The organism is Variimorphobacter saccharofermentans (assembly GCF_014174405.1).
Lineage (GTDB): Bacteria > Bacillota > Clostridia > Lachnospirales > Lachnospiraceae > Mobilitalea > Mobilitalea saccharofermentans.
This window is the reverse complement of record NZ_JACEGA010000001.1, coordinates 747,301-760,657: the sequence shown is the minus strand read 5'-3', so window position 1 is coordinate 760,657 and position 13,357 is coordinate 747,301. Positions and strand designations below refer to the sequence as shown.

Annotated in this window: 12 protein-coding genes; 1 reads left to right on the top strand and 11 read right to left on the bottom strand. The window is 37.7% G+C overall.

Annotated features, from left to right (window positions below; translation table 11 throughout):
* Window positions 1–2: 2 nt before the first annotated feature.
* From H0486_RS03420 to bglS, 8 genes are all read right to left on the bottom strand, one after another.
* Window positions 3–404: a hypothetical protein gene (locus H0486_RS03420; protein ID WP_228351651.1), complete on the bottom strand. Its 402-nt coding sequence runs from the start codon at window positions 402–404 to the stop codon at window positions 3–5.
* Window positions 405–885: 481 nt separating this feature from the next.
* Entirely contained in the window at window positions 886–2,328 is a 1,443-nt protein-coding gene (locus tag H0486_RS03415; RefSeq protein WP_228351650.1) for a response regulator transcription factor, read from the bottom strand.
* 65 nt (window positions 2,329–2,393) lie between these two features.
* Window positions 2,394–4,181 carry a sensor histidine kinase gene (locus H0486_RS03410; protein WP_228351649.1) on the bottom strand — a complete coding sequence of 596 codons (1,788 nt, stop codon included), beginning with the start codon at window positions 4,179–4,181 and terminating at the stop codon, window positions 2,394–2,396.
* Between the two features lie 229 nt (window positions 4,182–4,410).
* Window positions 4,411–6,117, bottom strand: a complete 1,707-nt coding sequence (locus H0486_RS03405; RefSeq protein WP_228351648.1) for a type 2 periplasmic-binding domain-containing protein — start codon at window positions 6,115–6,117, stop codon at window positions 4,411–4,413.
* 32 nt (window positions 6,118–6,149) lie between these two features.
* The gene (locus tag H0486_RS03400) at window positions 6,150–7,061 is read right to left on the bottom strand and encodes a carbohydrate ABC transporter permease (RefSeq protein WP_228351647.1); all 912 of its coding nucleotides are present in this window, start codon (window positions 7,059–7,061) and stop codon (window positions 6,150–6,152) included.
* A 13-nt stretch (window positions 7,062–7,074) separates the two neighbouring features.
* Window positions 7,075–8,037 (bottom strand): ABC transporter permease, encoded by a 963-nt coding sequence (locus H0486_RS03395; RefSeq protein ID WP_228351646.1) that lies wholly within the window; start codon window positions 8,035–8,037, stop codon window positions 7,075–7,077.
* A gap of 90 nt (window positions 8,038–8,127) precedes the next feature.
* On the bottom strand, window positions 8,128–9,114 hold the full coding sequence (locus H0486_RS18415) for a peptidylprolyl isomerase (protein ID WP_228351645.1): 987 nt from the start codon (window positions 9,112–9,114) through the stop codon (window positions 8,128–8,130).
* Window positions 9,115–9,512: 398 nt separating this feature from the next.
* The gene (bglS, locus tag H0486_RS03385; protein ID WP_267023230.1) at window positions 9,513–10,499 is read right to left on the bottom strand and encodes a beta-glucanase; all 987 of its coding nucleotides are present in this window, start codon (window positions 10,497–10,499) and stop codon (window positions 9,513–9,515) included.
* A gap of 219 nt (window positions 10,500–10,718) precedes the next feature.
* Here bglS and H0486_RS03380 point away from each other — a divergent pair, with 219 nt between their 5' ends.
* Complete coding sequence (locus H0486_RS03380) at window positions 10,719–11,009, top strand: hypothetical protein (RefSeq protein ID WP_228351644.1); 291 nt, start codon at window positions 10,719–10,721, stop codon at window positions 11,007–11,009.
* 208 nt (window positions 11,010–11,217) lie between these two features.
* Here H0486_RS03380 and H0486_RS03375 read toward each other — a convergent pair whose 3' ends face one another.
* The 3 genes from H0486_RS03375 to H0486_RS03365 all read right to left on the bottom strand — a co-directional run bounded on the left by H0486_RS03375 (window position 11,218) and on the right by H0486_RS03365 (window position 13,203).
* Window positions 11,218–11,559 carry an arsenate reductase family protein gene (locus H0486_RS03375; protein ID WP_228351643.1) on the bottom strand — a complete coding sequence of 114 codons (342 nt, stop codon included), beginning with the start codon at window positions 11,557–11,559 and terminating at the stop codon, window positions 11,218–11,220.
* A 155-nt stretch (window positions 11,560–11,714) separates the two neighbouring features.
* Window positions 11,715–12,563 carry a hypothetical protein gene (locus H0486_RS03370; RefSeq protein ID WP_228351642.1) on the bottom strand — a complete coding sequence of 283 codons (849 nt, stop codon included), beginning with the start codon at window positions 12,561–12,563 and terminating at the stop codon, window positions 11,715–11,717.
* A 73-nt stretch (window positions 12,564–12,636) separates the two neighbouring features.
* Entirely contained in the window at window positions 12,637–13,203 is a 567-nt protein-coding gene (locus H0486_RS03365) for a PPC domain-containing protein (protein ID WP_228351641.1), read from the bottom strand.
* Between the last annotated feature and the right edge of the window lie 154 nt (window positions 13,204–13,357).

The following is a 13,357-nucleotide window of genomic DNA, read 5'->3' as shown; positions in this document are numbered from 1 at the left end:
AATTAAGACTCAGGTGTCTCATCTTTATAGATTTTGTTCAACCGATTTAATAGTCTAAAGTACTTGGATAATTTCTTTCTGGATCTGTCATACCGTATGGAGTATCCAACCATAGAACCCAGTCCATATACGGCAACAACAACAATATATATTCCCAGAAGATTGGTGCCAATCGTCTTATAATCCAGTCCAACGGCATTTTTTATAATATATTCGGATTTATATACAAATACTAAGACCAAAATCAATAAATACGCAAAGGTTGCACTGATAATGGATTTAAGAACCTGATATCTCACATAATCTGTTTTGTAATACTTACTTAAGCGGATATCTTCTTTTCCCTTCTTACTCTCATATACAGCAAGCTTTGTCATAAGTCTGATTTTATTATTGTTGAGCATGTCTTGCCTCCTAATCCCGATATAAATGCTTGGTATCATAGCCATGCAATAACCGATCTTAAGCAGCCATTCTTCATACAGTTCTATGGTGCGATATGAAATGACTATGATTCGATGATACAAGCAAAATATCCATTGCGTTAGTTCATGGATAAGGCGATTATAACATATTATCAAGCGAATTTCGAGAAATTTTTTCTTATTTGGAAAATTTGGTGATTTCGGTTCATATTTGAATGGTATCCGATGAAATCGAAGTGGGGGACTATGGCTTACCTCACACACAGACGGGAGGACATGTTACTGATTTTGTATGTCTCATACGAACAATAAATATTCGTCTGAGACATACAAAACCAGCAACAAGTTCTCCCGACAGTGCATTATGGTAAGTCATAGTCCCCCACTTCGATTTCATCGGATATCGTTCAAGGCTGAACCGTAAATCAAGCTATAAGAACAAGATGGTGACACCATGTCATTACTTGCCCACCTGTACATTTTTACGGTATTCCGATGGAGAAACCCCACAGGCATTCCGAAATGTTTTCATAAAATGCTTTTCGTTTTCATAACCGACTAAATTACTGATTTCAATTATTTTGTAATCTGTAACCTCCAGTAGTCTCTTTGCTTCATTAATACGGATTGCTTTTAAGTAGTTGACAAAATTCATTCCCGTATATTGCTTAAATACATAGGAAAACAGCGAGTAATTCATGGAGATATAATTAGATACCATAGCCATATTCAAATTCTTATTGTAGTTATCCTGAATGAATGAAATTGCCTTCTGAATTTTCTGCTTGTTCTTATAATCATCAAACTCTGTGGATATACGTTCGTTAATTACTTCGATCCAATTGGTAATCACTTCAAAATAACTACCTGCTGTATCATATTCATATATATTTCTCAGTGGTCTCTGATCCATATCGTGGTCCAGAAGGTTCCTGTAAATTACCGATATCTTATCAACAATCGTTTCCATAATCGAACGAAAATGATCCGGCTCAAGGAATCCCTGCTTGGTCTTGTATAAAATACGAACCAGGATCTTATTCGCTGCATCCAGCTTATCCGTTCCTATCATTTGCACAATTTGATCCAGTACCTTCTCAGATACTGTCTCCTTCTCTCCTTCAGACGGATTATACTCCACTATAAAGCTTCCCGTGGTAAATGCAATCTTTCTGGCATGGAAGGCTTCCTCATAAGCCAGACGTAATTCCTTCAATGACTTATGTACTTTACTTACACCAACGAAATGATCCTTTAATAAATTACTTAGTAATTCTTCCTTTTGTTCTATACTTACAATAAATACACTTTGACCGTTAATTTCCTCCAGATAAATCACATCATTCAGACATGGCGGTGTAAGAGATTTAAAGTTGGTACAGCAAGCCACATATTGTCCATGTAGAAAGCTATCCTTAAATCTATTCTCCATTGCAGCTATTTCTTTCTCATCATAATATATATTCATCAGCATATATTTTAGCTGCTGGTGGCTGATCTTCTCCACGCTAATCTGCTGTTCCTGCTCTTCCTTAATCTCCTGATCCAGTCTGATCAATAGCTGATTAATCTTATCTCTGTCCACTGGCTTCAGGATATATTCCTTGGCGCCGTAATGCAGCATTTCTACTGCATAGGAGAAATCATCATAGCCACTGATTACTACTACCTTCGGTTTAGATTGCAATGTCTGTATTTCTCTTACTAATGTGATACCATCCATTTTGGGCATCCGGATATCTGTTATCATGACATCAATCTTCTGGTTTTTCGCTACTTCCAATGCTTCTATCCCGTTTTTACAAAGAATAATTTCCTCCACCTCAACCGGTGAACGTTGTACCATAGCCTGTATCCCCTGACGAATCATTTTCTCGTCTTCCACAATCATAAGTTTTTTCATGAAACACTACACCTCTCACATTCAATCAAATAGGAACACCCTTACAGATACCTTATTTATCTTAATCAGCGAATTAGCGGGATTTTCACTATTACTTTGGTATAACAGTCCTTCTTTGATGCGATGCTGATCCCATAATTGCTACCAAAGCTTATCTTTATTCTGTCCTGTACATTTTTTAATCCAATCCCATTACCGGAGCTACCGGTTGTCTCAATTTCGCCCTCTATTTTTTTCTGTAACACGATTATCTCCTCTTCGCTCATACCTCTTCCGGCATCCGTAATTTCAATTGTACAGTAATCGTCATAAATTAGACCTTTCATATATATATTTGTATCTTCAGCAATTCCCTCTATTCCGTGATAGATAGCATTTTCAATAATCGGCTGAAGCGACATCTTAGGTATTTCCTGGCTAAGGATTATCTCAGGAATATTAAGACTTAGATATATCTCATAATCGAAGCGCAAATTAACTAATGACAGATAGTTCTTTATGTATTCGATTTCTTCCGCCACCGTAACATTCTTCGAGACCCACTTCATGCTGTATCTCAGAAGCTTTCCCAGAGAGGTTACCGCATCAGAGATTTCATAAAGCTCATCAATCTCAGCCATCATTTTAATGGATTCCAGAACATTATATATAAAATGAGCATTAATCTGATTTTGTAACGCACGTATCTCTGAATCCTTAACAAGGACCTCTCTTTTAATGCTTTCATTCATCAACAGGGTAATGCGATCGAGCATCTTATTAATCTGTTGTCCCAGTTCACCAATTTCATCAGTACCGCAACGAGCTACTCTCACGTCCAGATTGCCCTTCTGAACAATACGAACTGTACTGACAACGGCATAAAACTGCTTTAAAACTATTTTGACAATCTTATTCAGGAAAAAGATCAGCGCTACAAAGATTACAAGAAAGCACAACCCGAATATATTACGGGAACAGTTTACCGAAGCAATTTCCTCTTCAATGGAGACGATTTTAATCAAATGTCCCTTCAATTCCTTCAATGGTTTATGACAGATAATAACCGGAGTACGATTGATCACACTTTCTTCACTGTAACCCTGCTCTACATCCTGATTGTCAGAATAAATTTTCTTCGCATAATCCAGCCACTTGCTGTCTGCTTCAGTGTCATAATAAAACTGTCCATTCTCATCAATAAAACAGGTCCATTCCTCATCTGAAGTACTGTACATATCCGGGAACATGCTATTCATCCTAGTAGAAACCTCAATTGTCGCATCCAATGTATCATTGTAGTCTTCTATTTTGGTTACATAGGAAACCAGACGTTCCTTCGGCTGTGATATGTAAACCGGAAAAATCCTATCCTCATAATCAAACTGCCAGGTCCCGGAAGCAAAATCCTTCTTCCCCCAGGATAGCCGTTCCATTCTTTTCTTATGGTAAAGAATCGGCATCATCTCAGGAAGCTTTTCCGAATCCACATAGACTCTGATCTGATATAAATAAGGATTACTGTTTACTATTTTTTCAAGACTGGCTACATCATTCCTATAAAAATATAGTAGGTCACTAATATCCACCTTTTCCGAGCTGTTAAAATCACTTAACTCGTTCCAAAAGCTCTGGCTGTTGATAATAACCTGTGTTGACATAATACATACTTCTACCTTTTTCTGAATCTCTGCGTAGTTCTGCTCAAAATTCATTTCTATATTTTTCTTCTTTTCCTTAATCCTTGAATCTTTGATATTCCGAAAAAACAACGTAGAGAGAATAACAACTGGTACGAATATCGTAATAATGATTAGGAGTGTAATTTTCTTATTAAGTTTTAAAGAGGAAAAATACTTCTTTATTCTGTTCATTCCGCCTCCATATAAGTCGCCCTGGTTTTAAGGTAGTGTTTGCACGAAATTATAAAGCGTTCAAGCTTTCTCGTATCCTATTGATTATAACATAAATGGATTCATTATTACTATAACGTAAAATCCAGAAAAAGAGGATGCTGCAAAATGAAGCTATAGGGATTATGGCTTGCCATAATCCCTGCTTCTTCATTATGCAACAACCCCTTTTCTCGGGTATTAATCTAGTTTACTGAATTCCAAGCTTTGCTTTAGCTTCATTCATCAGCTCCGTTTTCTTATTGATTACTTTCTCCATACCCCAATCATTTCTCTTCTGGATAAATTCATTCCAGATTTGATCAAATTCTGCCTCGGATTTCGCAAGGAGTAGCTTCGGAAGAACAACACCCCATTCATTATCAACCTTGGATTGTATTTCTGACTCTTCTGAATCCGGTTTAAGTGTAACCTCGTATTGAGATGTAATTATAACATAAGGATAAGTCCATCTTTCCATCTGACCAAGAGGCTCTGCTGTAGGAGGTAACCATTGAAGAGCCATAGCATTATCCTGGAACATCCAATAGCAGGAGTCTGCTCCATAGAGCTTATCGTATTCGGATCGATTGGAATTTAGTAAATCCCTTACTTCCTGTTTCATGGTAGGAACACCGTCCACATAATCCCATGTCTCACCTTCCACGCCTAACCAGGTCATAAGCTGTCCATGCTCGCTCATCAGGTAAGAGAACAACTGAATCGCACGATCAGGGCGCTCACAATTCTTCGAAATCATAGTAAGTGTCCATCCATTGATACCACCACCGGGTAAAGTATACGCATCCCCGTTGGAATTCTTGGGACCATCCACAGCAATGTATATGGAATTAGGATCATTTTCATATAGGATTTTCTGCTGGGAAGCTAAGTCCGTTCTCTGATAAAGCATGCAGAAGTAGCGGCCCTGTGCGATTTTCTCTTCCATCTGCACTCTCTTATCAATAAAGATATCATCCGCTAAGTATCCTTCTTCACCTAATTCACGGAAAGTCTTTAACCATCTTACTAACTCCGGATCAGTAAATCTATCGTAGAACTTTCCATCCTTCTCATAAGGAATTGCTAAGAAGTTGCATAAAAAATTATCAAAGGAATTATTACCGTTGGCAAAGAACTCATGAGCACCAATCGGTATTAATGACTGACCATTTACTTCCGGGAATTTCTCAACGGCTGCCTTTACAGCTGCTTTAAAGCCCTCCGGTGTTGTCATATCAGGACTTCCGATTGCTTCATAGATATCCTTACGAACCAGGAATGTCTGGTTAGAAGGGATATTGTCGTATTTCTCATAGTCCGCAGGTGAGAAGGATGAGTTTGGATATCCATAGATATGTCCATCTTCCTCTGTAAACCAGCCTATACGGCCAGGATCTGCAACCTCGAACCAATAAGGATCATATTGTTCTGCTAATTCATCCAGTGCGTATACCATCTCATCTTCGATGATCTGTCCTACCTGGCTTTCATACCAGCCCAGAGTGATCAGATCTGGAAGAGAATCAGAAGCAATTAAAGAATTCAGCTTTTCTGCTTCATTACCAGCAGGTACTATAAATTCAATATTAATACCAGTTTCTTCTGTAATTGTCTTGGATACAAGATTTTCACCCCATGGTGTTGTGAACCAGGAAAAGTGAAGGTACCAGGTGAAATCTACTTTATCATCTGCATTAGCCTGCCATCCAGGAACTACTTCACTGGATTCTTCTGTTGCTGCGTCCCCCTCTGAGTCTGCATCCCCATCTGAGCTTTCAGGAGCTTTCGTAGCTTCCGCTGCTGGGGCAGTATTGTTTTCCTTCTCTGTCTTTTCTCCTTTTGCACAGCCAATGGATGTAACAGCTATTGCAAGGACTAAAAGGAGAGTAAGAAGCTTTTTGTAACTCTTTTTCATTATTTTTCCTCCTCTTAACTATGTAGTTTCATTTATTCCTTAACTGCGCCTACCATCATTCCTTTTACGAAATACTTCTGCAGGAATGGATAAACACAGCATATAGGCAGAGTTGTTATTACCATTGTAGCTAACTTTATCGCCGTAGAGGTTGTCTCCGGAGTTGATATATTGGAAGCGGCTGATGAAATATTTGCCATCTGACTCGACTGGGCCTGAGCAACCATTCTATACAGATAAGTCTGAATCGGTTCCAGATCCACCCGGGTTGTCATGAACATCAAACCGCCGAAATAATCATTCCATTGTCCTACACCGCAGAACAATGCAATTGTGGCGAGTACCGGCTTGGATAACGGAATTATAATTCTTAAGAATATCTTCAAATCGTTGGCGCCGTCAATTTTAGCTGCCTCCTCCAAAGCCGAAGGTATTTCCCGGAAAAAGTTAATAAATATTAACAGGTTAAAAAAGTTAAATGCTGCAGGAATGATATATACCAGGAAATTATTCAATAAATTCATTTTTTTGAATAGAATAAAGGTCGGTATCAAGCCTCCTGAGAAGAACATGGTCACTGTACCGATAGCCATGTACCACTTTCTTCCTACTAAATCTTTTTTGGATAGCGGATATGCAACCATTGCTGTAAAGAAGACATTGGTTACGGTTCCTAATAACGTCTTCCCAATGGTGACCTTGAACGATTGCAATACACTGCTGTCTTCAAAGACGGTTCTATAATTCTCTAAGGAGAATACTCTCGGCCACCAGTAAATTCCCCCCATCATCGCATCCTTTGCATCATTAAAGGAGTTCACGATTACATACCAGATAGGATATAAACATAAAAAGCAGAAAGTAATCATGATAATCATATTGACCGTATCAAATACAATGGTTCCCTTTGAACGCTTTATTGTTGTTTTACCTGTCTTACTCATACCATACTCCTTTCTAGTACAATGATCTTCCAAGCAGCTTCTTACAGGTCTTATTAGAGATAAGAAGCAAGATTAGCGCTATTATGGATTTAAAAAGACCAACTGCAGTCGCATAGGAGTATTTCCCGTTCATCATACCAACCTGATATACATAGGTATCTATAACCTGACTTCTGGAAACGTTAATTTGGTTCTTCAATATCATAATCTGGTCAAAATTAGAGTTTAACAGGGAGGACACCTGTAAAATCAGCATAATCGCTATGGTTCCGGTGATGGAGGGCACTGTAATATATAATATCTTCTGTATCTTTGACGCCCCATCCACCGTAGCTGCCTCATACATTTCCTGATCTATACTGGCGATGGATGCCAGATAAATAATCGCGGACCACCCAAGCTCCTTCCAGCTGTCCGTAATCAATGAAATTCCCCAGAAATATTTAGGCTCACCCAGGAAGGAAATCGGTTCCTTAATCACCTTAATAGCTACCAGCAAATCATTAATCACTCCATCCTTTGCCAGCCAGGTAGTTAAGATACCTCCCAACACAACCCACGAAAGAAAGTGTGGCAGATATGATATGGTCTGAGAAATTCTTTTAAACTTTTGACCGCGAATTTCATTTACCAGCAATGCAAATATAATAGGTAGCGGAAATCCGATAAACAGCTTCAGTAAGCTGATACCCACTGTATTTACCATAATATCTGCAAAGTTTGAATCCTCAAAAAAATCTATGAAATATTTAAACCCAACCCATGGGGCATCCATAATCGGCTTTGTAATCTTGAACTTTTTAAATGCAATCACAATTCCGCCCATAGGTATGTAGTTAAAAATCAGCATCCACAGAATACCGGGCAGCACCATGAATTGTAGATATTTTTGATTCCACCATTTATGTATTGTCCTTTTCGCTCCCAGCTTCACACGGGGCTGAAGGTTACTTGTCTTAGCTGCAGCCTTAGCCATTTCATTTCCTCCGTCCTTATTTCATACCCTTATCATACAGAATATCTTTATTGAATATAATGTCTTAATTTTGTATTAGGTATCATTTTTTTATTTGAGATTTTCTCCTACCTTTACCTTTTCCCATATCTTTTTATTTATTGTAATTTGATGTTCTTTTTTAAGTTTTTCATATGCCAATTCAAAGGCTTCATTCTGTGCCCGTTCCACTGCATCGGATACTGCTGCCTCATAGCTATCCTTTGAGATGTTATCCTTTAGCTTAATAACATAATACCCTTTCACTGTCTCAATAATATCGCTTACCTCTCCAGGGTTCAGGTTCACTATTTCTTCTTCCAGATTCGTCTCCTCTCCAAAGGTATCCTTACCGGATATAAAGGATAATGCACCGATTTTCAGACTGGTCTTATCCGATAGCTGATTAAAATCCGTTGCATTCGTTATCTCCTCTTTCAGTTCTTCAAGCTCTGCAAGCTCCTCCTTTGTAGCGTAGACGTATTCCATATCGTATTGCTGATAATCCGCGGCATCAATGGTTTCCTTAATCGCTGCTTCATCCACGTTCAATGCCTTCACAAAATCATTATAATATCTGGTCGCTATTGCAATCTTATTCAGAATGATAATAAGCTGCTCTTCCGATAACTCCAGCCTCTGAAGTACCTCTGACGGAATATTTAACATGATGTTTTCCGCCTGGGATTTACAGATTGCCTTCTCCTCATCCGTCAATTCATATCCCTCTTGCATTGCCAGGTCATAGAACAGCTGGTATTTTACTGCATTATCCATGGCCATATCCTTTGCAACCTCCGCCATGGTAGCTCCATTTCCATCATCCATGTCCCAATACTCTTCCCCATTCTGAAGAACGGAAGCATATAATTCTCCCTGTATTTCCGCAAGCATCACGTGATACATCATTTCATTCAAATATACCTTGGTATCATCCACTGTTAACACCAAGGTCTCAGATTTCGCTTTAACCGCTGTGCTGCAGCCTGTAGCCAGAAGGCTGAGCGCCATAATTATTAGAACCAGCCCTATGCTGATGAAATGTCCATTCTTTTTCACATTTACTCCTCCAAATTGTGCTCTCATTATACTCTTTCTCAATATCGATTCGTTTCACTTTTGATACCATTATATCAAGATAATCCGGCTTTTAGCGGTGTCCAGATTTATGTATTGGTGTGATTTTTTTATCTTATACTATAAAAAAGGGCTGTTGCATAATATACGTGCAGAGAATATGACTTACCTCACACACAGACGGAAGTAACACATTGCTGATTTTATATGTCTCAGGCGGACAAAAAAGTTCGCCTTATCCATATAAAATCAGCAATCTGTTCTTCCGACAGTGCATTATGGTAAGTCATATTCCCTGTAAATGTATTATGCAACAGCCCCTATAACTCTTATTATTTAAGAATAATCTAAGGTTATCACATGTATAGAGACGAAATTGTCTAGTCCGAAAATTGGATCCAGTCATACTGTGCTTCCAGCGGAACCTTCCCGTCAAAGGGTTTCAACCATTGGTCCACACCGATTCCCGGCCACACATTCATCATAATCTTTCCCGGTGTCGATGGTATATCCTTATCAGCCGTATGTACCGCTACCCCATCCACATACCAGGTTATCGAATTCTCTTGCCACTCAAAGCCATACTCATGGAATTCCTCGCTGGCGTCAAAACCCAGATCATAGATAAACTCATGACCACCCACTCCGTTAGTGAAATAATTAAACTGCACCTTCGTCGTGTCTTTTCCCACGAACTCTATATCAATTTCATCCCAAGGATTATTATCACTGGGGCCTGTGTATACAAAGAAGGAGGACACCACTCCATCATTACGTATTGGCTTCATTCTTACTTCATATTTTCCATAGTGATAAAATTGATTGGTTCGATATTCTCCTCCCGACCACCTGGGAGAGGTATTTTCACCATCTGTATCAATTCTTAAGGTCATAATTCCATCATTAAAAGTGATATTATCTGCACGCCAGGTACAGTCAAATATGGACCCATTGGACCAACCGTCCGCTTTCTGCATGCGCTCTGCATCATGATTATCCATGTCCAGATGGAACACTATATTATACTGCTCCTCGGTTTTGCTTTTCACGTCCACATCAGAAGCCGCTTCTATAGACTTATCTTCTGCTTTTTCTTCTACTTTATCTTCTACTTTTTCTTCTGCTATTTCCTGATCAGCAGCTGTCTCATCTACTACTTTCTCATCTGTTATTTTTTTATCCTCTGTTTTCGCTTGAGGTGTTCTATCTTGTTCAGACACCATATTACTTGAGGCTGTAAGTGAGCTTTCTACCTCTTCTGTTTTTGAAATACATGCTGTACCTAAACAACCAATCATTAGACATAGAACTATTAGCTTAACCCTTTTCATTTCATTTTCCCCCCATCTTGTAATGCACTGCTCCATTTTAACATCCACCCGTTACTGCAACAAGTCTCCATTTTTCATCCAGAGTTTCTGTTTTTTATAATTATAGAAATTATTATTTTTATGTAATCCGACAATTATAATGTCAAAAGTTGCATATTAGAAACTTTTGGATGTTATGATTACAATTTTCCATATCTATGCTATAATGTAATCAGGAGGGTAACAGACATAATTAATACTGAAAGGGGCGATTCTATGAGATGTAGAAGAGTAGGTCTAGAAGCCGATGTTTATAAGTTTGAATTTAATAAAGGATATGAGGATGGCTACGAGCTATGGTCCGATGTAATAACCAAGGGCTGGATAGTTACTGATCATTTACTTAAGGTAAAGCAACCCGATGGTAATACCTATTGTCCCTATATCACCCACAGTCGTGGAAGAACCTTCATTGGAGAAAATGACTATATTATTATAGACTCTGATGGCACCAAGCATGTATGTAGTGCCAGCAAAATCTTCAACCGCTACGAGCCAATCGAATAATGCAATTATGGGGCTGTAACATAATGTATCAGCAGGGATTAAACTTACCTCACACACAGACAGAAGTACAAGTTGTAAATTCTGTATGTCTAAGACAAACATAAAAGTTTGTCCTATCCATACAGAATTCAACAACGTTGTTCTTCTGACAGTGCATTATGGTAAGTATTAATCCCTGCATATTTATTATGTTACATCTCCATAATTTTTAATTCCAAGCCTTCCATATGTCCGGGCAGTATCCCACTGTTGCCTGCCTGCCATTTCGAACAATGGGAGTTCTTAATAACTGTTGGTTTTCTAACAGCTTCTCTTCCTTATCCTCGTCTGACATATATTGAATTAACGCCAGCGTATCCTTATCCTTACAATCAGGATTTATCATGGCCTCCAGTCCGCCCACTGCCTGCTTTACACTTTGATACTCTCCTTTGCTCATTCCCTTTTCTTTCAGATCGATGAACTGGAACTTAATATTTCGCTCTTTAAAATAACGCATTCCTTTCTTGGTATCAAAGCATTTATTGGTTCCAAATATCTGTATGTTCATAACATCTTCTCCTAAAATATCTTCTTCTATATAATCTTTTCAAAACAAAAAACTTCTCTATTATTGTACCATAGAAATGTACAAAGAATAGAAAAGTTTTTTTAACCCATTAATATTTATATGGATATCATATCAGTAACTGTAAGTACTATCTCTTATCGTTTTATAGCCATCTCAACAATATCCTGGGGCATGTTCAAATAATAATAGGGTTCTTGGACAGTCTTCATAATTTTTCCGTCCTGAACTGACATCGACTTACCATTAATAGTGAATTCCCTGTCTATATCCAAATTGTTCGACTTTAAGAGAGTACTGACTTTATCACTGTCCTCCTGGGTGTATAAGGAGAACATGATCTGGTTATTGGCATATCGTATAAATCGATTAAGTGCTTCCGCAAAAAGCTTTGCCGTATCCCATTCTGCTTTTTCATATTCCTTCTCTCCATTTATGCAAACTTCAACAGAATTCGATGTAACCTTTAAGTTAAATTTTTCATTCAGATGTAGAACGGTTCCGTTACCGATTTCAGCCGAATTGCGTTCAGTATCAATACCAGTCATCCCTGTATAGGTATAATCAGATGTCAAATCAGTAGCCTTTTCATAATCTTCATCTGTAAAATCTGGTATTGAAACATAATTAATAACCATATCTCCCGAAGCAATTCTATTTGTTAATGCATCCACTACTCCAAGGGTTATCTCATATTCCTCTTGTCTCATCCACTGATCATAATCCGAATTAATATCCGCTTCTGACTTACCCTCTCCCTGAAGCTTGGTACGAATTAAACTTATACCATTATGTCTCATCTGCTCATAGAAATTCAATATATCCTTTTTCTTTCCCTCGTATGAAGCATCCAGTGCATCGGTAACTTCTCCGTTAAAATGTCGACAAAATTCAAGTTCTGCCGGATCATTTGACTTTGTAGATAGTTTCCCGGTCGTTGGGTTATAAATATAATTTTGAATACCATTGAGTCCCTGTGTTTGCATTAACTCTTCCTCCTCTTATCATTAGAAATTTCCGTATACAATCATTACTTTTGTCTTATAAATAATATAAGTATTATGGCCAGAGATTAGTATTTATAGTTCCCTTTCGCTCAACGGCAAAGAAATAATATAGACTATAGGGATCTCCTCCCGAAATTTCAATATAATAAATTCCACTTACTGATGGTGTAAATCTATAGTGTTCCGGTTGTCCTGGAACCTGATTAGACTTTTTCCATCTAGTCCATGTTCCATTACCATTATCCCTCCACAAATAAATATGTCTATCTTCACCGTATATATTCTTTAGAACAACATCATATGTTACACCTGCTGTTAATGTTATGTAGAAAAAGTCCACATCACCTAACACATGTATATTGGAATTTCTATATCCTTCGATAAATGAATTACCACTCAAAACTTTTGTTTTTGAGTAAGGATAAGCTTCACTAATATTATTATTAGATTCATATGGATCCTCAGCTATGCTTGTAATTGCTTTTAAAGATAAATTATATTGAGAAATATTCTTTTGATTAGTTATTTGCGTCGCATTAACAATAATCCCATTATTATTAATAAAAATAAATGAAAAAACCAAAAGCAATGAAAATATTTTTAGTTTTATTTTCTTCATAAAAATTTCTCTTTTCATAATTATACAATAGTTTGTCTTGCAATAATATTCGTCCAATATACCTATTAAAGTTATAAGTCATATCTATTACATTGACATACTCACAATCCTAGAAATATCATTAGTTAAAGTCGTCCACTAATAATGCTACAAA

What these genes read in the sequence shown, in the direction of transcription:
- H0486_RS03420 (WP_228351651.1), bottom strand. Translation starts at nt 404, where the DNA reads ATGCTCAACAATAATAAAATCAGACTTATGACAAAGCTTGCTGTATAT.
- H0486_RS03415 (WP_228351650.1), bottom strand. Translation starts at nt 2,328, where the DNA reads ATGAAAAAACTTATGATTGTGGAAGACGAGAAAATGATTCGTCAGGGG.
- H0486_RS03410 (WP_228351649.1), bottom strand. Translation starts at nt 4,181, where the DNA reads ATGAACAGAATAAAGAAGTATTTTTCCTCTTTAAAACTTAATAAGAAA.
- H0486_RS03405 (WP_228351648.1), bottom strand. Translation starts at nt 6,117, where the DNA reads ATGAAAAAGAGTTACAAAAAGCTTCTTACTCTCCTTTTAGTCCTTGCA.
- H0486_RS03400 (WP_228351647.1), bottom strand. Translation starts at nt 7,061, where the DNA reads ATGAGTAAGACAGGTAAAACAACAATAAAGCGTTCAAAGGGAACCATT.
- H0486_RS03395 (WP_228351646.1), bottom strand. Translation starts at nt 8,037, where the DNA reads ATGGCTAAGGCTGCAGCTAAGACAAGTAACCTTCAGCCCCGTGTGAAG.
- bglS (WP_267023230.1), bottom strand. Translation starts at nt 10,499, where the DNA reads ATGGAGCAGTGCATTACAAGATGGGGGGAAAATGAAATGAAAAGGGTT.
- H0486_RS03380 (WP_228351644.1), top strand. Translation starts at nt 10,719, where the DNA reads ATGAGATGTAGAAGAGTAGGTCTAGAAGCCGATGTTTATAAGTTTGAA.
- H0486_RS03375 (WP_228351643.1), bottom strand. Translation starts at nt 11,559, where the DNA reads ATGAACATACAGATATTTGGAACCAATAAATGCTTTGATACCAAGAAA.
- H0486_RS03370 (WP_228351642.1), bottom strand. Translation starts at nt 12,563, where the DNA reads ATGCAAACACAGGGACTCAATGGTATTCAAAATTATATTTATAACCCA.
- H0486_RS03365 (WP_228351641.1), bottom strand. Translation starts at nt 13,203, where the DNA reads ATGAAGAAAATAAAACTAAAAATATTTTCATTGCTTTTGGTTTTTTCA.